Source organism: Janthinobacterium rivuli, assembly GCF_009208735.1.
GTDB lineage: Bacteria > Pseudomonadota > Gammaproteobacteria > Burkholderiales > Burkholderiaceae_D > Janthinobacterium.
This window is the reverse complement of sequence record NZ_WFLJ01000017.1, coordinates 17,108-42,685: the sequence shown is the minus strand read 5'-3', so window position 1 is coordinate 42,685 and position 25,578 is coordinate 17,108. Positions and strand designations below refer to the sequence as shown.

Annotated in this window: 27 protein-coding genes; 13 read left to right on the top strand and 14 right to left on the bottom strand. The window is 63.1% G+C overall.

All coding sequences use genetic code 11. From position 1 onward, the window contains the following. Window positions 1-66 precede the first annotated feature (66 nt). Window positions 67-1,488, bottom strand: coding sequence for a 16S rRNA (cytosine(967)-C(5))-methyltransferase RsmB (gene rsmB, locus GCN78_RS21500; RefSeq protein ID WP_152253520.1), 1,422 nt, complete (start codon window positions 1,486-1,488; stop codon window positions 67-69). A 376-nt stretch (window positions 1,489-1,864) separates the two neighbouring features. Between rsmB and argS the strand changes: the two genes are divergently transcribed. The 7 genes from argS to GCN78_RS21465 are packed head-to-tail and all read left to right on the top strand — an operon-like array spanning window position 1,865 to window position 8,039. After that, a complete protein-coding gene (gene argS / locus GCN78_RS21495; protein ID WP_152253519.1) occupies window positions 1,865-3,574 on the top strand; it encodes an arginine--tRNA ligase in 1,710 nt (569 codons plus the stop codon). Window positions 3,575-3,594: 20 nt separating this feature from the next. After that, complete coding sequence (locus GCN78_RS21490) at window positions 3,595-4,299, top strand: SPOR domain-containing protein (RefSeq protein ID WP_152253518.1); 705 nt, start codon at window positions 3,595-3,597, stop codon at window positions 4,297-4,299. Between the two features lie 9 nt (window positions 4,300-4,308). Continuing rightward, window positions 4,309-4,980 carry a thiol:disulfide interchange protein DsbA/DsbL gene (locus GCN78_RS21485; RefSeq protein ID WP_152253517.1) on the top strand — a complete coding sequence of 224 codons (672 nt, stop codon included), beginning with the start codon at window positions 4,309-4,311 and terminating at the stop codon, window positions 4,978-4,980. Window positions 4,981-5,017: 37 nt separating this feature from the next. Continuing rightward, the gene (locus GCN78_RS21480; protein ID WP_152253516.1) at window positions 5,018-5,779 is read left to right on the top strand and encodes an SDR family oxidoreductase; all 762 of its coding nucleotides are present in this window, start codon (window positions 5,018-5,020) and stop codon (window positions 5,777-5,779) included. 10 nt (window positions 5,780-5,789) lie between these two features. Continuing rightward, the gene (locus tag GCN78_RS21475; protein ID WP_152253515.1) at window positions 5,790-6,584 is read left to right on the top strand and encodes a biotin--[acetyl-CoA-carboxylase] ligase; all 795 of its coding nucleotides are present in this window, start codon (window positions 5,790-5,792) and stop codon (window positions 6,582-6,584) included. Window positions 6,585-6,588: 4 nt separating this feature from the next. Further along, window positions 6,589-7,347, top strand: coding sequence for a type III pantothenate kinase (locus tag GCN78_RS21470; RefSeq protein ID WP_152253514.1), 759 nt, complete (start codon window positions 6,589-6,591; stop codon window positions 7,345-7,347). Then, complete coding sequence (locus tag GCN78_RS21465; RefSeq protein WP_152253513.1) at window positions 7,341-8,039, top strand: SPOR domain-containing protein; 699 nt, start codon at window positions 7,341-7,343, stop codon at window positions 8,037-8,039. The genes GCN78_RS21470 and GCN78_RS21465 overlap by 7 nt, the downstream gene beginning before the upstream one ends. Here the strand turns inward: GCN78_RS21465 and GCN78_RS21460 are convergent, their stop codons facing one another. From GCN78_RS21460 to GCN78_RS21435, 6 genes are all read right to left on the bottom strand, one after another. After that, complete coding sequence (locus GCN78_RS21460; protein WP_152253512.1) at window positions 8,040-9,083, bottom strand: septal ring lytic transglycosylase RlpA family protein; 1,044 nt, start codon at window positions 9,081-9,083, stop codon at window positions 8,040-8,042. After that, window positions 9,083-10,198 (bottom strand): rod shape-determining protein RodA, encoded by a 1,116-nt coding sequence (gene rodA, locus GCN78_RS21455; protein WP_152253511.1) that lies wholly within the window; start codon window positions 10,196-10,198, stop codon window positions 9,083-9,085. The genes GCN78_RS21460 and rodA overlap by 1 nt, the downstream gene beginning before the upstream one ends. Before the next feature lie 8 nt (window positions 10,199-10,206). Further along, window positions 10,207-12,177, bottom strand: coding sequence for a penicillin-binding protein 2 (gene mrdA, locus GCN78_RS21450; RefSeq protein WP_152253510.1), 1,971 nt, complete (start codon window positions 12,175-12,177; stop codon window positions 10,207-10,209). A gap of 12 nt (window positions 12,178-12,189) precedes the next feature. Beyond that, a complete protein-coding gene (mreD, locus tag GCN78_RS21445; RefSeq protein WP_099379984.1) occupies window positions 12,190-12,702 on the bottom strand; it encodes a rod shape-determining protein MreD in 513 nt (170 codons plus the stop codon). Continuing rightward, window positions 12,699-13,769, bottom strand: a complete 1,071-nt coding sequence (gene mreC, locus GCN78_RS21440; RefSeq protein ID WP_152253509.1) for a rod shape-determining protein MreC — start codon at window positions 13,767-13,769, stop codon at window positions 12,699-12,701. Before mreC ends, mreD begins: the two co-directional genes overlap by 4 nt. 106 nt (window positions 13,770-13,875) lie before the next feature. After that, window positions 13,876-14,919 (bottom strand): rod shape-determining protein, encoded by a 1,044-nt coding sequence (locus GCN78_RS21435; RefSeq protein ID WP_010393186.1) that lies wholly within the window; start codon window positions 14,917-14,919, stop codon window positions 13,876-13,878. 351 nt (window positions 14,920-15,270) lie between these two features. On the opposite strand from GCN78_RS21435, the gene gatC reads away from it, so the two are divergent. From gatC to gatB, 3 genes are all read left to right on the top strand, one after another. Then, a complete protein-coding gene (gene gatC, locus GCN78_RS21430; protein WP_152253508.1) occupies window positions 15,271-15,573 on the top strand; it encodes an Asp-tRNA(Asn)/Glu-tRNA(Gln) amidotransferase subunit GatC in 303 nt (100 codons plus the stop codon). 63 nt (window positions 15,574-15,636) lie between these two features. Beyond that, the gene (gene gatA / locus GCN78_RS21425; RefSeq protein ID WP_152253507.1) at window positions 15,637-17,121 is read left to right on the top strand and encodes an Asp-tRNA(Asn)/Glu-tRNA(Gln) amidotransferase subunit GatA; all 1,485 of its coding nucleotides are present in this window, start codon (window positions 15,637-15,639) and stop codon (window positions 17,119-17,121) included. Between the two features lie 49 nt (window positions 17,122-17,170). After that, window positions 17,171-18,646, top strand: coding sequence for an Asp-tRNA(Asn)/Glu-tRNA(Gln) amidotransferase subunit GatB (gene gatB, locus GCN78_RS21420; RefSeq protein WP_226939771.1), 1,476 nt, complete (start codon window positions 17,171-17,173; stop codon window positions 18,644-18,646). A gap of 329 nt (window positions 18,647-18,975) precedes the next feature. Here the strand turns inward: gatB and GCN78_RS21415 are convergent, their stop codons facing one another. Further along, window positions 18,976-19,470 carry a hypothetical protein gene (locus GCN78_RS21415; RefSeq protein ID WP_152253505.1) on the bottom strand — a complete coding sequence of 165 codons (495 nt, stop codon included), beginning with the start codon at window positions 19,468-19,470 and terminating at the stop codon, window positions 18,976-18,978. A gap of 236 nt (window positions 19,471-19,706) precedes the next feature. On the opposite strand from GCN78_RS21415, the gene GCN78_RS21410 reads away from it, so the two are divergent. Next, entirely contained in the window at window positions 19,707-20,744 is a 1,038-nt protein-coding gene (locus GCN78_RS21410) for an oxidoreductase (protein ID WP_152253504.1), read from the top strand. Between the two features lie 21 nt (window positions 20,745-20,765). Here the strand turns inward: GCN78_RS21410 and GCN78_RS21405 are convergent, their stop codons facing one another. The 5 genes from GCN78_RS21405 to GCN78_RS21385 form a co-directional block, all read right to left on the bottom strand. Then, window positions 20,766-21,095, bottom strand: coding sequence for a hypothetical protein (locus GCN78_RS21405; protein WP_152253616.1), 330 nt, complete (start codon window positions 21,093-21,095; stop codon window positions 20,766-20,768). Continuing rightward, window positions 21,095-21,559: a carboxypeptidase-like regulatory domain-containing protein gene (locus GCN78_RS21400; RefSeq protein WP_152253503.1), complete on the bottom strand. Its 465-nt coding sequence runs from the start codon at window positions 21,557-21,559 to the stop codon at window positions 21,095-21,097. Before GCN78_RS21400 ends, GCN78_RS21405 begins: the two co-directional genes overlap by 1 nt. 65 nt (window positions 21,560-21,624) lie before the next feature. Beyond that, window positions 21,625-21,816, bottom strand: coding sequence for a YqaE/Pmp3 family membrane protein (locus GCN78_RS21395; protein WP_152253502.1), 192 nt, complete (start codon window positions 21,814-21,816; stop codon window positions 21,625-21,627). Window positions 21,817-21,911: 95 nt separating this feature from the next. Continuing rightward, the gene (locus tag GCN78_RS21390) at window positions 21,912-22,778 is read right to left on the bottom strand and encodes an alpha/beta fold hydrolase (protein ID WP_152253501.1); all 867 of its coding nucleotides are present in this window, start codon (window positions 22,776-22,778) and stop codon (window positions 21,912-21,914) included. Between the two features lie 21 nt (window positions 22,779-22,799). Then, complete coding sequence (locus GCN78_RS21385; protein ID WP_152253500.1) at window positions 22,800-23,693, bottom strand: LysR substrate-binding domain-containing protein; 894 nt, start codon at window positions 23,691-23,693, stop codon at window positions 22,800-22,802. 126 nt (window positions 23,694-23,819) lie between these two features. Between GCN78_RS21385 and GCN78_RS21380 the strand changes: the two genes are divergently transcribed. Together GCN78_RS21380 and GCN78_RS21375 are read left to right on the top strand one after the other, a co-directional pair. Then, the gene (locus GCN78_RS21380; protein WP_152253499.1) at window positions 23,820-24,563 is read left to right on the top strand and encodes a sulfite exporter TauE/SafE family protein; all 744 of its coding nucleotides are present in this window, start codon (window positions 23,820-23,822) and stop codon (window positions 24,561-24,563) included. Beyond that, the gene (locus GCN78_RS21375; RefSeq protein ID WP_193316819.1) at window positions 24,551-24,808 is read left to right on the top strand and encodes a GNAT family N-acetyltransferase; all 258 of its coding nucleotides are present in this window, start codon (window positions 24,551-24,553) and stop codon (window positions 24,806-24,808) included. Before GCN78_RS21380 ends, GCN78_RS21375 begins: the two co-directional genes overlap by 13 nt. Before the next feature lie 75 nt (window positions 24,809-24,883). Here GCN78_RS21375 and pyrE read toward each other — a convergent pair whose 3' ends face one another. Further along, window positions 24,884-25,546, bottom strand: coding sequence for an orotate phosphoribosyltransferase (pyrE, locus tag GCN78_RS21370; RefSeq protein WP_152253497.1), 663 nt, complete (start codon window positions 25,544-25,546; stop codon window positions 24,884-24,886). Between the last annotated feature and the right edge of the window lie 32 nt (window positions 25,547-25,578).

Here is a 25,578-nt window from a genome sequence, read left to right as displayed (position 1 = left end):
AGTCGGAAGAGTCGTGTTGTCACAAGTGCGCCAGTAGTGTCCGTAAGAAAAGGTTCGACGAATCGCTCAAGCCGCATTTTTTTGGAAGAGCGCATAGAACAAACCGTCGTGGTCCTGCTCCGCGCTGCCAGTCGGCAACAGTTGGCCAGGCGCTGTCAATCGGGTCGCGTTATTGCGTACCGCAAATGCCGCCGCCTGTGCCTCGGACTCTTGCGGCCACAATGAACATGTCACGAATAGCAATTTACCATCGGGGCGCAGCATCTGCCACAGGTTGTCCAGAATTTTGGAGGAAAGTGTTGCAAGTTGGAACGCGTCGCCCTTGCGGCGCAACCAGCGGATGTCGGGATGGCGGCGCACGATGCCCGAGGCCGTGCACGGCACGTCGGCCAGGATGCGGTCGTACTGCTGACCGTCCCACCATGCGCTCGATTGCGCATCCTGCGCCTTCAGGGTGGCTTCCAGACCCAGGCGCTCGAGGTTTTCCGCGATGCGCGGCAGGCGCTTGGCGTCCGCGTCGATGGCCGTCACTTGCACGTCGGCCAGTTCGAGGATGTGGCACGTCTTGCCGCCGGGCGCCGCGCAGGCGTCCAGCACACGCATGCCATCCTGCAAATCGAGCAAGGGCGCGGCCAATTGCGCGCCAGCATCCTGCACGGAGACGACGCCCTGCTCGAAGCCGGGGATCAGCGCCACGCCGATCGGCTTGTCCAGGCGCACGGCGAACGGCCCCACCTGGCGCGCGGCGATGCCTGCCTCCTGCAGCACGGCCAGGTAGGCTTCGACCGTGCTCTTGCGGCGATTCACGCGCAAGGTCAGCGGCGGCACGGCATTGCCGGCCGTCAAAATGGCTTGCCAGTCGCGCGGGTAAGCCAGGCGCAGCGAGTCGATCCACCACTGCGGATAATTCCATTGCGCCAAAGGTTGCTGCAGTGCCGCTTCCAGCAAGGACTTGCGCTCGCGCAAGAAGCGGCGCAAGACGGCATTCACCATGCCCTTGGCGTGCGCCAGGTCCGGGTGCGAGGTGGCAACCGTGACGGCCTGGTCGACCACCGTGAATTCTTCGTACGGCTGTTCGCCCGGCTCGGCCGACATCAAGGACAGCGCGCAGCACAGCAGCGCGGCCAGCATCGGCGGCTCGGGCGCCTTCGACGTCATCAGGCCGACCAGGGTTTCGCTGCGGCCCAGTTGGCGCATGGTGCGGTAGGAAATATCCTGGATGGCGCCGCGCGCCTGCGGGCTGGCGTTCGATTGCGTAAACACCTTGGCCAGCGCCTGCGGCAGGGCCGTGCCCGTGCGCACTTGCGCCACGGCATTGGCCGCGCCCAGCAGGCAAAACGCCAGCGAGTCGGCGCGCAAATCGGGTTGGAAGCCTGGCTGCAAGACCGGTTTCAGGTCGGGATGGTAGCTGGGACGCAATTTCGGTGCGGCTGGAGCCTGGCCTGGCGCCGGCTTGGTTTTCAATTTCAGCGTGGGGCGCTTGTTCATAGTTATCCGGTGTGGCTGCGCGCGGCGGGCTGCATGGTGGCAAAGGCGTGGCCGCGCGTCATCAATAAAGGGTCGATTGTAGCGTTTGTGGCGCCCTCTGGCCCAAGCGATTGCAGCGATACCTGTAAATTGCGGCAAAAAACTGCATATATACAAGCAGAATGCGCCATGCTGATGTTTTCATGCACCAACATAAGCATGCTGTCCCGATAATATCGTGAAACGCGCCGGCACGGGGACACTGCCCGCTGGCGTATTGTTCCCGGCAGCAAACCAGTATAATTAAGGCAGTCTGGGCGGCTTGGGTACTTGCCGTCCGTTTTGCTTTTTGATTCATTCTATTCATTCTTAACGCGGTTCCGCCGCCATCCTGCTCATGCTCGCCCAACAGAAACAAGAAATCATCGCCCTGTTCCAGGCCGCCCTCGCTCCCGTCCTGGCCGGCACTTCGCTCGCGCCTACCGTGGTGCTCGAGCGACCACGCGACGCATCGCATGGCGACGTCGCCTGCAATATCGCCATGCAGCTGGCCAAGCAGCTGAAACAGAATCCGCGCGAACTGGCGCAAACCATCGTCAGCGCCGTGCTGGCCAATCCGGCCGGCAAGGGCCTGATCGAGGCAGTGGAAATCGCCGGTCCCGGCTTCATCAACGTGCGCGTCTCCGCCGCCGCCAAGCAGGCCGTCGTAAAAACCATCCTGAGCGAGGCCGACAGCTATGGCCGCAGCACGGCAGGCGCCGGCAAGCAAGTCATCCTGGAATTCGTCTCGGCCAACCCGACCGGCCCGCTGCATGTGGGCCACGGCCGCCAGGCAGCCCTGGGCGACGCCCTGTCCTCGCTGTTCGACGCGCAAGGCTACAAAGTGACGCGCGAGTTCTACTATAACGACGCGGGCGTGCAGATCCAGACCCTGGCCAACTCCGTGCAGGCGCGCGCGCGCGGCTTCAAGCCGGGCGACGCCGAATGGCCCGAGTCCGCCTACAACGGCGACTACATCGCCGATATCGCCAACGACTTCAAGGCCGGCAAGACCGTCTCGGCCAGCGATGGCTTGCCCGCCACGGCCAACGGCAACGTGGACGACATCGATTCGATCCGCCCGTTCGCCGTCACCTACCTGCGCAACGAGCAGGACATCGACTTGCAGGCGTTTGGCGTGAAGTTCGACAATTACTACTTGGAATCGTCGCTGTACGCGGACGGCAAGGTCAACAGCGCCGTGGAAACCCTGATCAAGGCGGGCCACACCTACGAGCAGGATGGCGCGCTGTGGCTGCGCACCACCGACTTCGGCGACGACAAGGACCGCGTCATGCGCAAGACCGACGGCACCTACACGTATTTCGTGCCGGACGTCGCGTATCACCTGGTGAAATGGCAGCGCGGCTTCGTGCAAGCCATCAATATCCAGGGCAGCGACCACCACGGCACCATCGCGCGCGTGCGCGCCGGCCTGCAAGCGGTCGACATGGGCATCCCGCAAGGCTACCCCGACTACGTGCTGCACAAGATGGTCACCGTCATGAAGGACGGCGAAGAGGTGAAAATTTCGAAACGCGCCGGCTCCTACGTGACCGTGCGCGACCTGATCGAATGGTCGGGCGGCGGCGACATCGCCAAGGGCCGCGATGCCGTGCGCTTCTTCCTGATCTCGCGCAAGGCCGACACGGAATTCGTCTTCGACGTCGACGTGGCGCTGAAAACCACCGATGAAAACCCGGTCTATTACGTGCAGTACGCGCATGCGCGCATCTGCCGCATCCTGGAAAACTGGGGCGGCGATGCAAGCGCGATTGCCGGCGTTGATTTGTCCCCACTGACGGCGCCGACCGAGGCGACCCTGCTGGCGACCCTGGCCGCCTACCCGGAAATGCTGGCGCGCGCGCAAGCCGAACTGGGACCGCACCAAGTCGCCTTCTACCTGCGCGACTTGGCCGCCAACCTGCACAGCTTCTACTTCGCCGAAAAAGTGCTGGTCGAGGACGAAGCCGTCAAGCTGGCCCGCCTGGCCCTCGTCATCGCCGCGCGCCAGGTGCTGCGCAACGGCCTGGCACTGATCGGCGTGTCCGCGCCAAACAAAATGTAATCGCGAAGGTCAAACCGTCAATGAATCACGCTTCCCGCTACTCTTCGACCCGGCGCCAGCAGGGCAATACCCTGGTCGGCATCATCATCGGCCTGGTCATCGGCCTGGGCATCGCCGTGGTGGTCGCCCTGGTGATCACCAAGGGCGCCTCGCCATTCACCGACAAATCGGGCAAGGCCGGCAAATCGGCCGAACCGACGGCCGGCCAGATCGCCGACCCGAACAAGCCGATGTACGGCAACAAGGAAGCGGCCAAGGAAGCGGCGCGCGACTTCTCCAAGGAGCCGCGCGAAATCACCACGCCGACGCAGCCGGCCGCACCGGCGCCCGCGCCCGCCACCGCGCAGCAGCCGAAGGCGCCGCCGCCGGACGCGCTGCAGGAATTGATCGGTACCTTGAAGGACAAACCGGCGCCGAAAACGCCGGCGGCACCCGCGCCGCAAGCCAAGGCCGACGTGAAAGAGGCCAAGGCCGATGCTGCGAGCGACAAATGGATTTATTATCTGCAGGCCGGCGCCTTCCATGACATGTCGGACGCCGAAAGCACGCGCGGCAAACTGGCGCTGCTCGGCTTCGAAGCGGCCATCAGCGACCGCAGCACCGACGCCGGCGTGCTGCACCGCGTGCGCGTCGGACCGTTCAACCAGCTCGAGGCGATGAACCGCGCGCGTACCAAACTGTCTGAAAACGGTATCGACGTCGCCGTCGTCCGCAACCAAAAATAAGGAACCAGCATGCGTTTTCTGAAGAAGATCCTGTTCGCCGCCGCCCTGTGCACCATCGCCATCGGGGCGTCGGCCTCGCCGGCCGAGCCGAAGAACGGCGTCGAATACGAAACCCTGCCTGCACCGCAGGCGACGGAAGCGGGCAAGAAAATCGAAGTGACGGAATTCTTCGCCTATTACTGCCCGCATTGCAACGTGCTCGAGCCGCAACTGGCGGCCTGGGTCAAAAAACAGGGCGACAACATCGTCTTCAAGCGCGTGCACGTGTCGCGCGATGACAGCGTGGCGCCGCAGCAGCGGCTGTTCTTCACCCTGCAAGCCATGGGCCTGGTCGACAAACTGCACACCAGCGTCTTCCACGCCATGCACGTGGAGCGCAACCGCCTGAACACCGACGACGCCGTCTTCGACTTCGTCGCCAAGCAGGGCGTGGACCGCCAGAAATTCATCGACACCTACCGTTCGATGGGCGTCTCGGCCCGCGTGCGCCGCGCGGACGCCATGATGCAAGGCTATAACGTCACGTTCTGGCCCATGATCGCCATCGACGGCCGCTACATCACCTCGCCTTCGCAGGCCGACCAGGGCAGCAAGTCGGCCAAGAACGAAGAGCAGCTGAACGCCCAGGCGCTAACGGTGATGGACGTGCTGGTCGCGAAAGCCAAAGCGGAAAAGAAATAAGCATGGCCACTTCCCTGGCGCGCCCGGGCATCGCCTGATGCAACGCGTTTTCATCACGGGCGCGTCGAGCGGACTGGGCGCCGCCCTGGCGCTGCAGTACGCGCGCCAGGGCGCGCAACTGGGCTTGCTGGCCCGTCGCGGCGACACCCTGCGGCAACTGATCGCATCCCTGCCCCACCCCGAACGCCACCGCGCCTACGCCGTCGACGTGTGCGACCACGCCGCCCTGAAAAACGCGGCCGCTGACTTCATCGCCCATGCCGGCGGCATCGACGTCGTCATCGCCAGCGCCGGCGTGTCCTACGGCACCCTCACCGAACACGCGGAAGACCTCGACGCCTTCGCGCGCCTCATCGCCATCAACGTCACGGCCACCGTCGCCACCTTCGCGCCCTTCATCGCCACCATGAAAAGCCAGGGCAACGGACGCCTGGTGGGCATCGGCAGCGTGGCCGGCATCCGCGGCCTGCCCGGCGCCGAAGCCTACAGCGCCTCGAAGGCGGCCGTCATCAGCTACTGCGAATCGCTGCGCCTGGAATTGAAACCGGCCGGCGTCAAGGTCGTCACCATCACGCCCGGCTACATCGACACGCCGATGACGCGCCACAACGCCTACCGCATGCCCTTCCTGATGCCGGCCGATAAATTCGCCGCACGCGCCGCGCGCGCCATCGCCGACGGCGACAGCTACCGCGTGATACCGTGGCAGATGGGTGTCGTCGCCAAGCTGCTGCGCGCACTGCCCAATGCCGTCTACGACGTGGCCTTCGCGAATGCGCCGCACAAGGCGCGCAACTGAACTGATCACCATGACGAAGCACTCAGACTTGAACAGCGCGACCATCGCCGCCCATTGCGCCACGGGCGCCTCCCACGTGGCCATCGAAGTGGTCGACGAAACGGGATCGACCAACGCCGACCTGCTGGCGCGCTGCGCCACCCTGGCCGGCCCTACCCTGCGCATCGCCGGCCAGCAGACGGCCGGGCGGGGGCGCGCCGGACGGCCGTGGGTGTCGCAGCCGGACGCCAGCCTGATGTTCTCGCTGGCCTGGCGCTTCAAGGGGCCGCTGCATCAACTGGTCGGCCTGCCGCTGGCCGTCGGCGTGGCGCTGGCCGAAAGCATGACGGCGCTGGGCGTGCCGGTGCAGCTGAAGTGGCCGAACGACATGCTCAAGGATGGCCACAAGCTGGCGGGCATCCTCGTCGAGACGCAGCAGGCGGCCGATGGCGGCGTGTGGGCCGTGATCGGCTGCGGCATCAATCTGCTGATGCCCGATGCGCTGGAACGACAGATCGGCCGCAGCGTCTCGGCCGTGCCCTGGCTGGCGCAGATGGAGCGCAACACCCTGGTGGCGGCGCTCTTGAGCCGCCTGGCCGGCGTGCTGGCAGAATTCGACGACACGGGCTTCGCGCCGTTTACGGAGCGCTGGAACGCGCTGCATGCGTGGCAGGGCCAGCACGTGAAAATCCTCGACAACGGCCAGCTGCTGCAGCAAGGCGTGGCGGCCGGCGTGGACCAGCTGGGCCGTTTGCTGCTGCGCACCGATGGCGGCCTGCAGGAAATCATGTCCGGCGACGTGTCCTTGCGCCTGAGCGGGGAGTAAGCGCATGCTGCTGCTGATCGACGCCGGCAATACGCGCATCAAATGGGCACTCGTGGCCGCCGACAGTGCCGCCGGCGTCTGGCTGGCCAGCGGCGCCGTCACGCATGCGCAGATCGATACGCTGGCCGCGCAGTGGAAGACACTCGCAATCAGCGAGGTGCTGCTGTCGAACGTGGCGGGCGCCGTCATCGGCACGCGCCTGCGCGCCATGCTGCCGGTGGCGGCGCATGACTTTGTCTCGCTGCCGCGGCTGGCCGGACTGACGAACGGCTACCGCGTGCCGTCGCAGCTGGGCTGCGACCGCTTTGCCGCCGCCATCGGCGCGCAGGCGCTGGCGCCTGGCCAGGCCGTCATCGTCGCCAATTGCGGCACCGCCACCACCATCGACGCCATCACGGCCGATGGCGTTTTCCTTGGCGGGATGATCTTGCCGGGACTGGGATTGATGGCCAGCTCGCTGGCACGCAACACGGCGCAGCTGCCGCAAATCGCCGGCGACGCCATGCTGCCGGCCGGCTTTGCCGACAACACGGACGACGCCATCCTCTCCGGCTGCCTGGCGGCGCAGGCGGGCGCCATCGAACGGGCCGTGCGCATGCACGGCGCCAGCGCCTGCCTGCTGTCGGGCGGCGCCGCACCGCGCATCGCACCGGCCCTGGCGCTGGCCGTGCCGCTGCAGCTGGTCGACAATATCGTCATGCTCGGCTTGCAGGCGGTCGCGCGCGCCGGGGCCGCAGGAACACAAGGAAACCACGTATGCTGAAATTCGTCTTCTGGCTGCTGGCCGGCGTCAACCTGCTGGTGCTGGCCATCGGCCAGGGTTATCTGGGCAGTTTTCGCACCGAGACGCGCGAACCGGCACGCCTGAAAAACCAGCTGCAGGCGGGCAAGCTCACCTTGCTGACGCAGGAACAGGCCACGGCACCGGCCGCACCGCCGGCCGCCGAAGAGGGCGCGACGCCGGCGGCGACCGTGCCGGCGCCGCCGACGACGTATGCCTGCACGGAAGTGGGCAATTTCCTGCTGGCCGACGGGCGCCGCTTCGAAGCGCAAGTGGCCGCACTGGACCTGGGCGACCGCCAGTCGCGCCGCAACGTGGCCGGCCAGGACATTTCCAGTTACATGGTGTACATCCCGCCGCAGGGCAGCAAGGAAGGCGCCGACCGCAAGGCCGGCGAATTGAAGCAGCTGGGCGTGACGAATTACTTCATCATGAACGAAAGTAGCCCGCTGCGCTGGGGCATTTCACTGGGCGTATTCAAGTCGGAAACCAGCGCGCAAAGCCAGCTGGCATCGCTCAACAAACAGGGCGTGCACAGCGCCCGCGTCGCGCCGCGCTACAGCGCCAGCAAGCAGCTCGCCTACCAGTTCCGCGACCTCGACGCCGCCACGCGCGCGCGTCTGGAGAAAATCAAGGCGCAGTTCCCGGAGCAGGAACTGCGTAGTTGTAAATAACTATCGTTGAATCACGATCGGCTTGATACCCGTCGATTCCGGCAAATTCGCCGCCGCGCGTGCCGCCTCGGCGCGGCTGGAGAATGGTCCGCCGTAAAGGCGGAACAGGTTCCCGGCCTGCACCACGCCCAGGGTCCCCAGGGCTGCCGCGTATGGCGCCAGGCGCGAACGTCCCGATTCCGCATTGTCGGCGCGCGAGTAGGCGCCCAGCTGCAGATAGAAGCCGCTGGCCAGCGCCTCCGGGGCCGGCATGGCCACCGTCGCATCGACGGGCAGCATCTGCGTCGACACTTCCGGCTGCGCCACGGCGCCCGTCTCCACGGGCGTATCGATGGAGATGGCCACCACGGAAGGCACCGGCTTGGGCGCCGCGCGGGCCGCCAGGATGGCGTCGATATCGGCCGGCAGCAGCCGCTCGACCACCACCTGGTGGCTGCCCTTGCCCAGGAAGCCCAGCTTCAGCGCCGCCGTATAGGACACGTCGATGACGCGCGTGGCGTGAAAGGGACCGCGGTCATTGATGCGCACGATCACCTGCTCGCCGCTGTCGATGCTCGTCACGCGCGCATACGACGGAATCGGCAAGGTGGGATGGGCCGCCGTCATCTTGTACATATCGTAGATTTCACCCGACGAGGTGCGCTGGCCATGGAATTTCTTGCCATACCAGGTGCCCGTGCCCTTCTGCTTGAATGGTTCATTGTCGGTGATCGGCGTGTACGTCTTGCCGAAAACAACATACGGGCGGTTCGAACGCGTCGAATACGGCTCGTTGCGCACTTCCGCGTCGGGCACGTCGCGCAGGTTGGCCGGCGGATTGTCGCCGGGGCCATCGTCCTTGTAGTAGCCGCCGCGCCCGGAACCGGCCGCCGGCAATACCGGCAGGGTGGGATCCTGGCGTACGGGCACCTTGACCTTGCCGCCGGATGGCAGCGGCACGTTATTCGATGCGGGCTTGTGCGGCGTGGTGCCGCAAGCGGCCAGGGTCAGCAAGACCGTCAGGCTCAGCCCGCGCATGGCGAAGGTATCGAAAGGCGCGCGCATCAGGTCTGCACCAGCTTGCGGTGGCGCTGAATGCTCATCAGGATACCGGTGGCCACGCCCAGGGTCAGCAGCGCGGTGCCGCCATAGCTGAGGAATGGCAAGGGGACGCCGACCACCGGCACGATGCCGCTGACCATGCCCATGTTGACGAAGGCGTAAGTAAAGAAAATCATAGTGATCGCTCCTGCCAGCAGGCGAGTGAAAAAACTGGGGGCGTTGGCGGCGATCATCAGCCCCCGTCCCACCAGCAGCAAATACATCAGCATCAAGATCAAGTTACCGACCAGGCCGAATTCCTCGGAATATACGGCAAAAATAAAATCGGTCGTGCGTTCCGGAACAAACTCCAGGTGGGCTTGCGTGCCGTGCGTCCAGCCCTTGCCTGTCATGCCGCCGGAACCGATGGCGATGATGGACTGGATGATATGGAAACCCTTGCCCAGCGGGTCCTTGGTCGGGTCGATCAGCATCATCACGCGGTCGCGCTGATAATCATGCAGGTGCGACCAGGCGATCGGCAGGCAGGAAACAAAGGTGATCAGCAAGCCGGCCAGCACCTTCCACGACAGGCCGGCCAGGAAGATGACGGTAAAGCCGGCCGCCACCACCAGCAGCGCCGTGCCCAGGTCGGGCTGGCGCGCGATCAGGTAGACGGGCGCCAGCAACAGCACGGCCGCCATCAGGAACGATTTCCAGCGCAGGGCGCCCGCATTGTGCTGGAAGAACCAGGCCAGCATCAGCGGTGTGGCGATCTTCAGGAATTCGGAGGGCTGGATGTCGATCACGCCGATATGCAGCCAGCGCCGCGCACCGAGCTTGATGGTGCCGAACAGCGCCACGGCCACCAGCAGGATCACCGACACCGTATAGGCGGGCACGGCGATGCGCATCATCATCTGCGGCGTGACATTGGCCGCCAACCACATGACGAAAAAGCACAGCAGGATGTTGCGCAAATGGTCTTCGATCTTGCCGGGGATGCCGATGCTGGCCGAATACAGGGTCAGCAAACTGGTGCTGAGCAGCATCAGGATGATGATCATCAGCGGCGGATCGAACACCGCCAGATAGGGTTTGGCGCGCCGCCACAGCGAGCGCCTCTCGTTAATGGGCATGTGCTTCCTTATTGTCTGGCAGGTGCCGTCGGGGCTGCTTGCTCGTCCGTGATTTCTTCCAGGGTGCGCACTTCGTCGACATCTTCCTTGGGCACCTTGGTGGTGTCCTTTTCCTTGTCGCTCGGACGCTTGCCCAGCAGGTAGTAGTCGAGCGCCTTGCGCGCGATCGGCGCGGCCACGCCGGCGCCGAAGCCCGCGTTTTCCACCACGATGGCAATCGCGATGCGCGGCTTGTCGGCCGGCGCGAAGGCCGTGAACAGGGCGTTGTCGCGCAGGCGTTCGGCCAGCAGCTTGGCATTGTACTTCTCGTTTTTCTTGATGCCCACCACCTGCGCCGTCCCCGTCTTGCCGCCCACCGTGTACTGCACGCCGGTGAAGATGCGCGCGGCCGTGCCGCCCTGCTCGCTGGTCACGCCCACCATGGCGCGCTTGATGGTGTCGATGTTTTCCTGCTTGAGCGCGATGCGGTAGCTTTCCTTGGGCACCGTCAGCGTGCGCGCGCGCGTGGCGGCGTCTTCGATGATCTTCACCAGATGCGGTTTCATCACCACGCCGTTGTTGGCCAGGTTGGCCGTCGCGTGGGCGATCTGCAGCGGCGTGTAGGAATTGTAGCCGGAGCCGTTACTCACCGAAATCGTGTCGCCGCCCACCCATTTCTTCTGCTGCGGCGTCTTGAAGCGGTTGCGCTTCCATTCCGTCGACGGCAGCACGCCCGTCTTTTCGTTATTCAGGTCGATGCCCGTCAGCTGGCCGAAACCGAACGGCTTCATGAAGTCGTGGATGGCGTCGATGCCCATGTCGCGCCCCAGTTGATAGTAATAGGTGTTGCACGAGACGACGATGGACTTGTGCATGTCCACCGTGCCATGGCCGCCCACCTTGTCGTCGCGGAAGGTATGGCCGCCGAGGATAAAGAAACCGGGGTCGGAAATCGACTGGCTCGGCGTGCGCTTGCCCAATTCGAGCGCGGCCAGCGCCATGAAGGGCTTGAAGGTCGAGCCGGGCGCGTAGGTGCCGGACAGGGGACGGTTGACCATCGGCCGGTCCAGCGAAGTATTGAGTTCGTTCCAGCTTTGCTGGTCGATGCCGTCGACGAACAGGTTCGGGTCGTAGCCTGGCTTGGACACGTAGGCGAGGATGTCGCCCGTGGCCGGGTCGATGGCCACGGCCGCGCCGCGCCATTCGCCGAACGCTTCCTCGACCACTTTTTGCAGTTCGATGTCGATCGACAGGATCAGGTTATTGCCTGGGGTGGCCGCAGTGCGCGACAGGGTGCGCATGGCGCGCCCACCGGCCGACACTTCCACCTCTTCGTAGCCGGTGGTGCCATGCAGCTGCTTCTCGTAGCTTTTTTCCAGGCCTTCCTTGCCGATATGGTCGGTGCCGTTGTAGTTGGCCGCGTCCTCGCCCTCTTCCAGCGCCTTGGCTTCATTGCGGTTGATGCGGCCGATGAAGCCCACCACGTGCGAGGCGATTTCGCCCATCGGATACTGGCGGAACAGGCGCGCCTGCACCTCGACGCCAGGGAAGCGGAAGCGCTGCGCCGTGAAGCGCGCCACTTCCTCGTCCGTCAGGCGCGTGCGCAGCGGCACGCTGACGAAGTTCTTCGACTCTTCCAGCAGCTTCTTGAAGCGGCGGCGGTCCTTGATGTCGATCTGCACCAGGGTCGACAGCTCGTCGATCACGGAATCGAGGCTGGCGCTCAATTTCGATGGCGTGATTTCCAGCGTATAGGCCGAGTAATTGCGCGCCAATACCACGCCGTTGCGGTCGAGGATCAGGCCGCGCGTGGGCACGATGGGCACCACGGCGATGCGGTTGTCCTCGGCCTTGGTCGCATAGTCCTCGTGCTTGATCACCTGCAGCCAGATGAAGCGCGCCAGCAGCAGCGAAAAGCAGACGAAGACGAGCGCGCCCAGGATGGTCAGGCGCATGCGGAAAAAATGCAGTTCGCGCTCGGTGTTCTTGAGTTCAGTCATGGCAGGCGCTCGTCAGATCGGCCGGTTATGGTCGCGGTCCACGGCGCGGCGCTGCGGCGCCAGCAGGATCCACGTGACGATCGGCCACAGGGCAACGGCGACGAAGCTCTCGATGAAATTGAGCCAGCCGGGGAAGCGGCCCGAGACGATCAGCCGCGTCAGCAATTGCAGCGCCTGCGTCAGCAGCAGCAGCGGCAGCACGTGCAGCGCCTGCGTCAGGATGGGGAACCACAGCACGCGGCGGTGCATCATGATGGCGAAGTACGACAGCAAGGTGTAGGCCAGCGCATTCTCGCCCAGCAGGGTCGAATCGTGCACGTCCATCATCAGGCCCATGAAGAACGCCACGCCGATGCCGACCTTGCGCGGCTGGTGGATGCCCCAGAAGACCAGCACCAGGGCAACGAAATCAGGCACGCCGACGAACTGCCCCCATGGCAGCAGGTTCAGCAGAAAAGCGCACAGCAGGGAAAAACCGATGAACAGGGGGCTGACCGGCAGCAGGATGTAATGCGGGCGGTTCATCGTGTCGCTTCCTTCGGTGGCACGGCGGCAGGTGCGGGCGCAGGTACCGGCGTCGCCGGCTTCGGCGCCGGTGCGGTGCCAGCCGGCGGTTTCGCGGCAGGTGCGGCGGCCGCATGGGCGGCCGGTGCTGTCGCGGCGGCGGCGGGTTCCTTGGCCGGGTCCTTGATCGGCGCCATCTTTCCGGCGATCTTGCGGCCCGTCTTGACGTCTTCAGCGGGCGGGCGCGGTGGAATCTCCGGCGACGTCATCAAGATGAGCAGCTGGGTGTTGCGTTCGATGCCGGCCAGCGGCTGGCACACGACACGGCCGAACGGGCCATGCGCATTGCGCTCGACCAGGGTCACGCGCGCCACGGCCAGGCCGGCCGGGTACAGGCCGTCGAGGCCCGAGGTAATGACGATATCGCCGATCTGGATGTCGGCGCTGGGGGCCGTGAAACGCAGCTCCATGGTGCCGGACTTGCCGCGGCCGATGGCCACGCTGCGCACGCCATTGCGCAGCAGCTGCACGGGAATGGCCTGTTCTTCATCGGTCAAGAGGGTCACTTCGGAGGTAAACGGGAACACGCGCGTGACTTGCCCGACCACGCCCAGGTTGTCGATCACGGGGCGGCCCAGTTCGACGCCATGCTGAATGCCCCGGTCCAGCACGATCTTGCGCGTGGCCGAGTCGCGCGTGTCATACAGCACTTCGGCCATCATGGTCTTGACGGGGACGCGCTCGCGCGCTTCCATCAGCTTGCGTAAATGGTTGTTTTCAACGATGTTAAGCTGCGCCTGCTGCATGATCTGCGCCGAGGCGATCTGTTCGTGCTTCAGGTCGCGCACCTGTTTTTCCAGGGCGGACAGCGAAGAGAAGTAATTGCCGACACCAAGCGCCACGTCGCGCGGCACCAGGGCCGCCATCTGCACCGGATACAGCACGGTGCCGACTGCCTGGCGCACGGCCGTCAGCGCGTGCATGCGCGAATCGACCAGCAGCAGGGCGATAGAAATGCCGGCGAACACCATCATCTTGACGCGGGCGGAGGCGCCTTGTTTGAAAAGTGGCGGAGGACTGTATTCCATGACTTCCAATAATCAGGCCAGGCGCAGTGCGCCAACGTGCAGGCCCCGGTCAGACGCCGGCGCCAAAACCAAAGCCGGAGACCCGCTCTCCGGCCCGTTGATCAGATTATTCGTAGGAGAAGATCGAGCCGAGCTTGTCCATACGTTCCAGTGCCATCCCGGAACCGCGCACCACGCAGGTGAGCGGGTCCTCGGCCACCAGCACCGGCAGGCCGGTTTCCTCCATCAGCAGGCGGTCCAGGTCGCGCAGCAGTGCGCCGCCGCCCGTCAGCATCATGCCTTTTTCGGCGATGTCTGCGCCCAGTTCCGGCGGCGTCTGTTCCAGCGCGTTCTTCACGGCCGAGACGATGTTGTTCAGCGGGTCGGTCAGCGCTTCGAGGATCTCGTTGCTGGAGATGGTGAACGAGCGCGGGATGCCTTCGGACAGGTTGCGGCCCTTGACTTCCATTTCCTTCACTTCCGAACCAGGGAAAGCCGAACCGATGGCCTTCTTGATGGCTTCAGCCGTCTGTTCGCCGATCAGCATGCCGTAGTTGCGGCGGATGTAGTTGACGATGGCTTCATCGAACTTGTCGCCGCCCACGCGCACGGAACCCTTGTAGACCATGCCGCCCAGCGAAATGATGCCCACTTCGGTGGTGCCGCCGCCGATGTCGACCACCATCGAGCCGGTCGCTTCCGACACGGGCAAGCCCGCGCCGATGGCCGCAGCCATCGGTTCTTCGATCAGGTACACCTGCGAGGCGCCGGCGCCCAGGGCCGATTCGCGGATGGCGCGGCGCTCGACCTGGGTCGAACCGCACGGCACGCAAATGATGATGCGCGGCGATGGGCGGAAGAATTTCGAGTCGTGCACCATGCGGATGAATTGCTTGAGCATCTGCTCGGTCACGGTGAAGTCGGCGATCACGCCATCTTTCATCGGACGAATCGCTTCGATATTGCCCGGCACCTTGCCCAGCATCTGCTTGGCTTCCTTGCCGACTGCCTGAATGGTCTTCTTGCCATTCGGACCGCCTTCCTGGCGGATGGCGACAACGGATGGCTCGTCCAGGACGATACCGAGGCCGCGTACATAAATAAGGGTGTTGGCCGTGCCCAAGTCAATGGCCAGATCGGTGGAGATATACCTGCGTAAAAAACCAAACATGAGTGTCCTGTAGCGCATCGAGCTGCGCAAAAGCTGTTTATGGGGAGTTTCAAAGCGGGCGCTTTCAGGCACCCTGAAAATCCATGAAGGCGATTTTCCCGGGTTTCGCTTGGCGCTTGCGCAATCTTTTCTATGCTGCGGCAGCAGTCCATCAGCGCCGACAACGCATTAACCCGCCATTCTACCTTATAATTTGAATGCGATTTGCTCAAAAACCATGGAAAAGTGCGACTCTTGCAGCCGCGAGTTACGCGGCATTCCTCGATTTTTGTGAGCAAAATAGCAGTAAATACTCGCGTTTTATCAAAACGCCAACTTAATACTAATGCGCGGCACTCCGCGCCATTCGCCATGTCCCTGACACTCTCCGACGTAAAACGCATCGCCCACCTGGCACAACTCGAAATGGCCGACGATCAGGCCGTCACGTCATTGTCCCAATTGAACAAGATTTTTGCACTGGCCGAGCAAATGCAAGCCGTCAATACCGATGGCGTGGCGCCCCTGAGCCATCCGCTGGCCGCCCACATGGACAATATCGCCCTGCGCCTGCGCGAGGACGTCGCCACGGAACAGAATCGCCGCGACGCCTACCAGGCCGTGGCGCCAAAGGTACAGGACGGACTCTACCTCGTGCCAAAAGTGATCGAATAAGCATCTTTCGCGTTCTCGCTGAGTACGCTCGTCTTCCGCCGAATAAAATCAAATAGAAACGCCATGCATACAAAATCCATCAAACAGCTGTCCACGCTTTTGCAGAACAAGGAAATTTCCGCCGTTGCCCTGGCGACGCATTTCCTCGACCGCATCGAAGCGGACAACTCGAACGCCTTTTTGCACGTTGACCGTGCCCTGACCCTGGCGCAAGCTGCCGCAGCGGATGCACGCATCGCCGCCGGCACGGCCACGCCATTGACGGGCGTGCCGATCGCGCACAAGGACCTGTTCGTCACCCAAGGCTGGCGCACGACGGCCGGCTCGAAAATGCTGGCCAACTACGCCAGCCCGTTTGACGCCACCGTGGTGGAAAAATTCCTGGCGGCCGGCATGGTCACCCTGGGCAAGGTCAATTGCGATGAATTCGCCATGGGTTCCGGCAACGAGAACTCGGCCTTCGGCGCCGTGCGCAATCCGTGGGACAACACCGCCGTGCCGGGCGGCTCCTCGGGCGGCTCGGCCGCCGCCGTCGCCGCCGGCCTGACGCCGGCGGCCACCGGCACCGACACGGGCGGCTCGATCCGCCAGCCGGCCGCGTTTTGCGGCATCACCGGCATCAAGCCGACCTACGGCCGCGTCTCGCGCTTCGGCATGATCGCCTTCGCCTCGTCGCTGGACCAGGGTGGCCCGATGGCCCGCTCGGCCGAGGACTGCGCCCTGCTCTTGAGCGCCATGGCCGGCTTCGACGAACGCGATTCGACCAGCCTGTCGCCGGAACAGGGCGGCGTGGCGGAAGATTTTTCGCGCAACCTGGATGCCCCCCTCACGGGCTTGCGCATCGGCGTGCCGCGCGAGTATTTCGGCGAGGGCCTGGCCAAGGACGTGGAAGCGGCCGTGCGCGGCGCGCTGGCGCAGTATGAAAAGCTGGGCGCCACCCTGGTCGACATCTCGCTGCCGAATACGGCCCTGTCGATTCCCGCCTATTACATGATCGCCCCGGCCGAAGCGTCGTCGAACCTGTCGCGCTACGATGGCGTGCGCTACGGCCACCGCGCCGCCGAGTACAAGGACTTGCAGGACATGTACAAGAAGTCGCGCGCGCAGGGCTTCGGCCCGGAAGTGCAGCGCCGCATCATGGTCGGCACCTATGTGCTGTGCCACGGCTACTACGACGCCTACTACCTGAAGGCGCAAAAGATCCGCCGCCTGATCGCGCAGGATTTCGAAGCCGTGCTGAATGGCCCGAACGCCGTATGCGACGTCATCATGGGCCCCGTCGCGCCGACCGTCGCCTGGGACCTGGGCGACAAGACGGACGACCCGGTGGCGAACTACCTGGCCGACATCTACACCCTGTCGACCAGCCTGGCCGGTCTGCCCGGCATGTCGATACCGTGCGGTTTCGGCGCCGGAGACAAGAATGGCAAGCGCCCCGTCGGCCTGCAAATCATCGGCAATTATTTTGGCGAAGCCAAATTGCTGAACGTGGCCCACCAGTTCCAGCAAGTGACGGACTGGCATACGCGCAGCCCTGCCGGCGTTTAAGAGCAGACCAAGAACAGATTTGCGCCGCGGCTAGCGGCGCCACCAAAAAATAAGCGAGAACACTATGCAATGGGAAGTCGTCATCGGTCTTGAGAACCACGTGCAGCTCACGACCGAATCCAAAATTTTCAGCGGTTCGCCGATCAAGTACGGCGCCGAAGCCAACACGCAAGCGAGCCCCGTCGACCTGGCGCTGCCAGGCGTGCTGCCGGTGATGAACAAGCAGGCCGTCGACCGCGCGATCCGCTTCGGCCTGGCCGTCGGCGCCACCGTGGCGCCGCACTCGGTCTTCGCGCGCAAAAACTATTTTTATCCGGATTCGCCCAAGGGTTACCAGATCAGCCAGTTCGAAGACCCCGTCGTCATCGGCGGCGCCCTGACCTTCGGCTACGAAAAGGATGGCGAATTCGTCACCAAGACGGTCAACCTGACACGCGCCCACCTGGAAGAAGACGCCGGCAAATCGCTGCACGAAGACTATGCGGGCATGAGCGGCATCGACTTGAACCGCGCCGGCACGCCGCTGCTGGAAATCGTTTCGGAGCCGGAAATCCGCAGCGCCGCCGAAGCTGTGGCCTATGCCAAGGCACTGCACTCGCTGGTCATGTGGCTGGGCGTTTGCGACGGCAACATGCAGGAAGGCTCGTTCCGCTGCGACGTCAACGTTTCCGTGCGTCCAGTCGGCCAGAAGGAATTTGGCACCCGCTGCGAGATCAAGAACCTGAACTCCTTCCGCTTCATCGAAGAAGCCGTGCACGTCGAAGTGCGCCGCCAGATCGAACTGATCGAAGACGGCGGCAAGGTCGTGCAGGCGACGCGCCTGTACGATCCGGACCGCAAGGAAACACGCGAAATGCGCAGCAAGGAAGACGCCCAGGATTACCGCTACTTCCCGGACCCTGACCTGCCGCCGCTGGTCATCTCGCCCGAGTGGATCGCCACGGTCAAGGCCTCGATGCCGGAACTGCCGGCCGCCATGCGTGCCCGCTTCATCAGCGAATACGCGCTGCCGGACTACGATGCGCTGGTGCTGACGCAGTCGAAAGCCATGGCCACCTATTTCGTCGCCGTGGTGGACAAGGCTGGCAAGGAAAACGCCAAGGCCGCCGCCAACTGGCTGATGGGCGACGTCTCGTCGACCCTGAACCGCGAAGGCGTGGACCTGGACGACGCGCCCGTCTCGGCCGCACAGCTGGCCGCCATGCTCAAGCGCATCGCCGACGGCACGATCTCGAACAAGGCGGCGAAGGAAGTCTTCGCCGGCATGTGGGAAGCCAAGTCCAGCGACGAGAATCTGGTCGACGCCATCATCGATGCCAAGGGTCTGAAGCAAATCTCGGATAGCGGTGCCTTGGCGTCCATCGTCGATGAAGTGCTGGCGGCGAACGCCAAGTCGGTGGAACAGTACCGCGCCGGCAAGGAAGCGGCCATCAACGCGCTGATCGGCCAGGCCATGAAAGCGTCCAAGGGCAAGGCCAACCCGGCCCAGCTGACGGAACTGCTGAAGGCCAAGCTGGCGGGGTAAGCTCCCCCGTTCCAAAATCCAATAAAAAAGACGCCGCGGCGTCTTTTTTATTGGAAGATATACTATTTCATTAATCAAATAATGCTCACGATCATCATATGCGCAAGATGAATTATTGACAAATAATTGGGACAAAGGAAAATACAGATCTAAGATTTGGCAAACTCAAAAAAGCAAGATAAAGTGTAAAAAATATTCCATAAAAAACCAGAAAATTAAAAAAATTATCTTTACCGACAATCAAAACAATTTTTGCGGAAAATATAATCCCACGAAGATATGCAATTGCAGCAAGTGCAGGTGCGAATATAAAAAACACAGAAAGCGTGTTAGCAGTTATCACTGCTAAAAACAACAACGACGACTGCAAGAAAAGAATATACCATAAACATAGGAATACTTGACAGCTCATTGATGCTTAAGAAATAACAATAGGAAATGAAAGCCACATTCAAAATAACAAAAAATGCAGCAATATACTTTACCGCCCTCCCTACATCACGTTTAGTATCAGAAATAAATTTTTCAAATATTTCAGTTCGTTTATACGCCCAAGCACCTATGGATCCTGCTGTATAAAAAAACATCAAAAATGTAATGACAGATACCTGTTTGGCTGTTTTAAAATCAATTTTATCGAAAAAAACGTAAAGAATGAAAGAAAAAAAGGCGCCTCCTAAGAAGTAATTTTTAAATCCTTTCAATGCATCCGCATCAGAGAGTTGTGCCACATCTATCAAACCATTCTTTGTTGAACTTTGTATTCTATCAATCCATTGAATCATTGATGGACTTAACTTAAAAAGTGCAAGACTAGTCATCATTAGACTAACAGCATAAATGAAATACAAAGCCAGACAAAAAATCATAAAGTTCCCAATATCAACGTCAAAAGTCGGATAAATCCATTAAATAATTTTAAAACATTACCATAGTCAGTCAAAAAAATCACAGAACGGATTTGACAAAAATTAAATAATATGATTTTTATCAATTCAGTACAAGAACAGTGGAAATGATATACTTTGAAAAGCATATCCAATAATTTTAATTATTTGCCATGAAAAAAATTAAAACCGGCCTGGTCGGCTACGGCTTCGCCGGCTCCACCTTCCACGCTCCCGTGCTCTCCACCATCGATGCCCTGGAACTGGCCGCCGTCGCCTCCAGCAAACCTGAACTCGTGCACAAGGATTGGCCGCACGCCACCGTCTATGCGGACGCGGCGCAGCTGTTTGCCGACCCGTCGATCGAACTGGTCGTCATCGCCGCGCCCAACGAGGCCCATTTCAGCCTGGCGCAAGCGGCCCTGCAGGCGGGCAAGCACGTGGTGGTCGACAAGCCCTTCACCATTTCCAGCGTTGAAGCGCAGAGCCTGATCGCGCTGGCGAAAGAACGCAAGCTGGTGCTCAGCGTGTATCACAACCGGCGCTGGGATGGCGACTTCCTGACTCTGAAAGCGCTGCTGGCAAAAGGCACCCTGGGGCGCATCGCCAGCGTCGAATCGCACTTCGACCGTTTCCGCCCCGAGATCCGCCAGCGCTGGCGCGAGTCGAACGCACCCGGCGGCGGCCTGCTGTACGACCTGGGTCCGCACATGCTGGACCAGGCCATGCAGCTGTTCGGCATGCCGGAAAAGCTATACGCCGATATCGCCCTGCAGCGCGATGGCGCGCAAGCCGTCGACTACATGCACATCGTCCTGTACTACGACCGGCTGCGCGTGGTGCTGCAAGCAGGCTGCCTGGTGAAGGCGCCGACGGCGCGCTTCGCCGTGCACGGAGACAAGGGCAGTTTCGTGAAGTTCGGCCTCGACCCGCAGGAAGACGCCCTGAAGGCGGGCGGCAGGCCGGACCAGCCCGGCTGGGGTGCTGACCCCGTGCGCGGCGCGCTGCACCTGGGCGCGCAGCCGGACGGGCATTGCGAACACCTCGAGATGCAGGCGGGCCGCTACCAGGACTTTTACCAGGGCATGGCCGACGCCATCCGCAACGACGCACCGGCGCCCGTGGCGGCGGAAGACGCTGCGGCGACGATACGCCTGATCGAACTGGCGCTGCAAAGTAGCGCCGAAGGACGCGTGCTCGCGGTCAGCTGATTCGCTGTCAACTGGCCTGGGTCAGTTGATGACGAAGGCCAGGACCACGGCGCCCAGCGCCAGCAGGGCCAGGCCGCAGATGAACAGCAGCTCACCCCACCATTCGTAGCGCAAGCGCGATTGGCCGGGGCGCAGCGACATGAACGAGAGCACGGCGCTGACGAGAAAGACGATGGCATCAACGGCGAGCAGCTTGTCGATGGCCACGCGCACCTCGCCGCGCGGCGCCAGGTGCCCGAGCGACAGCACCGTCATGCACACGCCGACCATCGTCGCCGAGGTGGGCAGGATATGCGCCGACAAACCCCGCGCCGACAAGTCCCGTTCAGGCGCCTTGCCGTCACCCGGCATCAAGGCCGGCCCTGATTCGTTCCCGCCGGCCAGACCAGCTCCACGCGCGCGGACGATCCCGCCTTGACCTGCACCTTGCGTTCCAAGGTCTTGCCGGCCAGCGTGGCGCGCAAGCTGTAGCTGCCTGGCGCCAGTTTCGCCAGCAGGAACGGTCCGCTGGCCGTCGCGTCCAGCACCGGCGCGCCCTTGGCGTCGCGTATTTCCAGCTTCACGTCGGAGGCAAATTCCGCCTTGCCCGCCGCCTGCACGGAAAACACCAGGCTCAAAGGCCAATGCCGGCTGGCGCTCTGGATGGCCGTCGACTCGTCGAGGCCGATGCCGCCGCTCAGGTATTCCACCGCCCCGCTCTTTTGCACGGGCGGCAGTGCGCTGTCGGCTTGGGCCTGCGCCGCACTTCCCAGCAACAGCCCGGCGGCCAGCATCGCCGCCGCCAGGCTCAGGGTACCGCGTCTGTCTGATGCCATCTCACTCTCCTCATGTCGGTTGAATCAAGATAGGAAGCGCAGCTTAGGCCAGCCTTAGAACACGGTTAGCGCCGACGCATGGCCTCGGCGATCTTCTGGTCCGTCTTGTACTGGCTCAGCGCGTACACGGCCCAGATCGTCGCTGGCAGCCAGCCGATCAAGGTGATTTGCAGGATCAGGCAAATGATGCCGGCGATCGGACGGCCGATCGTGAAAAAGGTCAGCCACGGGAATATCAGGGCAATCAGCAAGCGCATTGTTCGTTCCTTGTGTATTCCCCTGTGCCGCGGGGACCGGGCCGGCATGCGCCGACGGTAAATTCAGTCAAGCCGATTATAACGATACTGGCGCCTCACGCCGGCACGGGTGAGAGCAGCTTTTCCATCCAGGCCAGGATGGCGGCAAAGATCACGTCGCGGTTCACTTCATTGAAATTCTCGTGGTAATTGGCCGGATAGTAGTGATAGTCGAGCAAGCCATCGGGCACGCTGCGCAGCAGGCTTTCCGTGGCGCGGCTGTTGGCCAGCTTGTCGTCGCCCGCCACCACGGCGAACAGGGGGAAGCGCCAGTCCGACAAGCCACCCGCCAGTTCCTTTTGCGCCGACGTGAGCGCATGGGCGAAGCGCACCGAGGCGGCGCTGGCGCGGATGCCGTCGCGCTCGTCCTGGAAATGGCGCGCGGTGATGGTCTGGTCGTGCGTGAGCAGCATGGTCAGATTCCCCAGAGGTACCTTCATCATGGGGAAGCGCTGCGCCAGCCAGCCCGACAGCATCTGCAGCACCTTCGGCACGGGAATCGCATTCACGTAATACGGCGAGGAGATGATGAAGCCCTTGATCGCCGGGTCGCCCGCGAAACGCCGCAGTCCCAGATGCGTGGCGATCAGGCCGCCCATCGAGTGGCCCATGACGAAGATCGGCAAGCCCGGATACGTCTGCTTGACCCAGGCTAGGAACAGTTCCTCGTCGTCGAGGAAGGCGTCGAACGAGGGGATATCGACCTTGCGCTTGCCATCGTGGCCCACCATGTCGAAGCTGACGGTGGCGATGCCGTGCTGGCGGAAGGTCAGCGCCGGCGTGACGTAGTCGCCCGCGTGCGCCATGCCGCCGTGGATCGCCAGGATCACGGCACGGGGATGCTCCGGCTGCCAGATGTGAATCGGCCGCTCGACCTGGTCGCTGCACCGCAGGCTGGCCATCTTGTCTTCTGAAAAACGCATCGCTGCTCCTGTCATGCCCTGTCACGCCTTCAGATGATCGATCAACTGGCGCGCATACAGGGGTAATTCACTGAACTGGCGCACGCAAATCGTCAGATTGCGTACCGACCAGGGATCGGATAATTCCAGGCAGCGCAGCGCCATCGTCTGCTGGCAGCGGCTGGCCGCCGCCAGCGGCACCACGCTGATGCCCACGCCGCTGGCCACCATGCGGCACACGGCATCGAAGCTGCGCAGGCGCACGCGCACCTTCAACGGGCGGCCCAGGCGCGCCGCATGCATGCCCAGGTACTGCTGCATCGCGCTGTCGTCGGCCAGGCCGATGAAATCGTGATCCAGTACGCTGGCAAAGTCGACGACGCCATCCTGGCCCAGCGCGCGGTGATGCACGCCGTCGGCCGCGGCGATGACCACCAGCCGGTCGGGGCGAAACAAAAACGTCTGCAAGCCGCGCATGTCGACGGAATCGGACACGATGCCCATGTCGGCCAGTCCTTCCGAGACGGCCTTGACGATATCGTAACTGAGGCGCTCTTCCAGGTCGATGGTCAGGTTCGGATGGCGGTCGAGAAAAGCGCCCAGCGCTTCGGGCAAGAATTCGCTGAGCGCGGCCGTATTGCACAGCAGCCGCAACTGCCCTTTCAAGCCGCGCGCAAATTCACCGAGCTCGCCGCGCATTTTCTCCATTTGCAGCAGCACCAGGCGCGCGTGATGCAGCAGGGTCTGGCCCACGGGGGTCGGCTCCACGCCGCGCCGCCCGCGCAGCAGCAGCGGCATGCCCAGCATCTCTTCCATGCCGCGCACGCGCGCGCTGCTCGAGGCCAATGCGAGATGGCTGCGCGCGGCGCCCGCCGTCAGGCTGCCCGCCTCCATCACGTTGACAAACAGCTGCAAATCGACCAGATCAAAGCGCATGGCGGCTCTCCTTTCCGCCATCTTATCAGCCTTCGTCCATTCCTTAGGCTGACTCAAAATAATCCACCTTGGCGAAAGTCACGGGCAAGCGCAGAATCCACGCAAAATCACTGCGGAATAGAAAAGATGGAGACGTCATTCCTGCTGGCCGTCGGCGCCAGCTTCCTCGTCGCTGGCTTCGTCAAGGGCGTAGTCGGTCTGGGACTGCCAACGGTGGCCATGGGTACGCTGAGCCTCGTCATGCCGCCCGTGCAGGCGGCGGCCCTCTTGATCGTGCCTTCGATGGTGACGAACGTATGGCAACTGGCGGCCGGCCCCGGCCTGCGCGCACTGCTGCCGCGTTTGTGGCCCATGCTGGCCACCGTCATGGCGGGCACCCTGGCCGGCGGCGCCCTGCTGCCGAGCGACAGCGGCGCCTGGGCCGTCGTCACGCTGGGCGTGGCGCTGATGTTGTATGCGCTGGCGGGATTGTTCTCGCTGCAGTTGCGCGTGCCGGCGCGGCACGAAGCGTGGCTGGGGCCCGTGGCGGGCGCGGTGACGGGACTGGTGACGGCCGCCACGGGCGTCTTCGTGATCCCCGCCGTGCCGTATCTGCAGGGACTGGGCCTGGCGCGCGATGCGCTGGTGCAGGCGCTGGGACTGGCATTTACGGCGTCGACCGTGGCGCTGGCGGCCAGCCTGGCCCTGCACGGCGACTTCAGCCTCGGTGCGGCCGGCGCTTCCGCGTATGCGCTGCTGCCGGCGCTGGCCGGCATGCTGGCCGGTCAATGGTTGCGCGGGCGCATCGCGCAGCTGGTATTCAAGCGCTGCTTTTTTATCGGCCTGTTCGCCCTGGGCCTGCATGCGGCGCTCACACCATGGCTGGCGTGATGCGAATAGACTGGCAAGGGGACAGCGCGCTGTGCGCGTGGATCGACGGCCAGCAGGTGGCCATGCTCGACATCAGCCGACACGCCGATGACGTGACGGTGAACATGCTGTTCGTGAAACCGCCGTTCCGGCGGCGCGGCATCGGCGGCGCGCTGCTGCGCAGGCTGTTGCAATGTCATCCGCAAGCTGGCGCCGCCTGCAGCGACCCGCGGTTGCGGGCGCTGCTGGAAGACAAAACGATTTAAAGTGCTCAGGGCAAGGCGCGGCGCGGCAGACAGCACGCTAGTGCGGCAACGCGCCGCAACGCCGCCATGGGCGCTTTAAATGCCATACTTGGCGCGATACGCGGAAACTGCATCCTTATATTGCAGCAGTTCCGGATCGGCGCCGGCGCCGTTCAGGTAGCCGAACAAGTCGTCCAGGTTGCCGATCGAGATGACGGGAATGCCATACTGTTTCGACACTTCCTGCACGGCCGAACTTGGCGACAGCTGGCCGTCCGGGCCCGAGCGCTCCATGCGGTCCAGCGCGATCAGCACGGCGCATGGCTCGGCGCCGGCGGCGCGGATCATGTCCACCGATTCGCGCACCGAGGTGCCGGCCGAGATCACATCATCAATGATGACGACTTTGCCATGCAATTTGGCGCCGACGATGGTGCCGCCTTCGCCATGATCCTTGGCTTCCTTGCGGTTGAAGGCGAACGAGGTGTTGCGGCCCTTGCCGGCCAGCGCCACGGCGGTGGCCGACGCCAGGGTGATGCCCTTGTAGGCGGGACCGAACAGCATGTCGAATTCGACGCCCGAGTCGAGCAGGGTCTGCGCGTAGAACTGCGCCAGCTCGGCCAGGGTGGCGCCGTCATGGAACAGGCCCGCATTGAAGAAGTACGGCGACTGGCGCCCGGCCTTGGTGGTGAACTCGCCGAACCGCAAGACTCCCTTGGATACTGAAAACGCGATAAACTGCTGGCGTAAATTATTCACATTAGCCTCATTTTTTAAAAGTGCCTGTATTT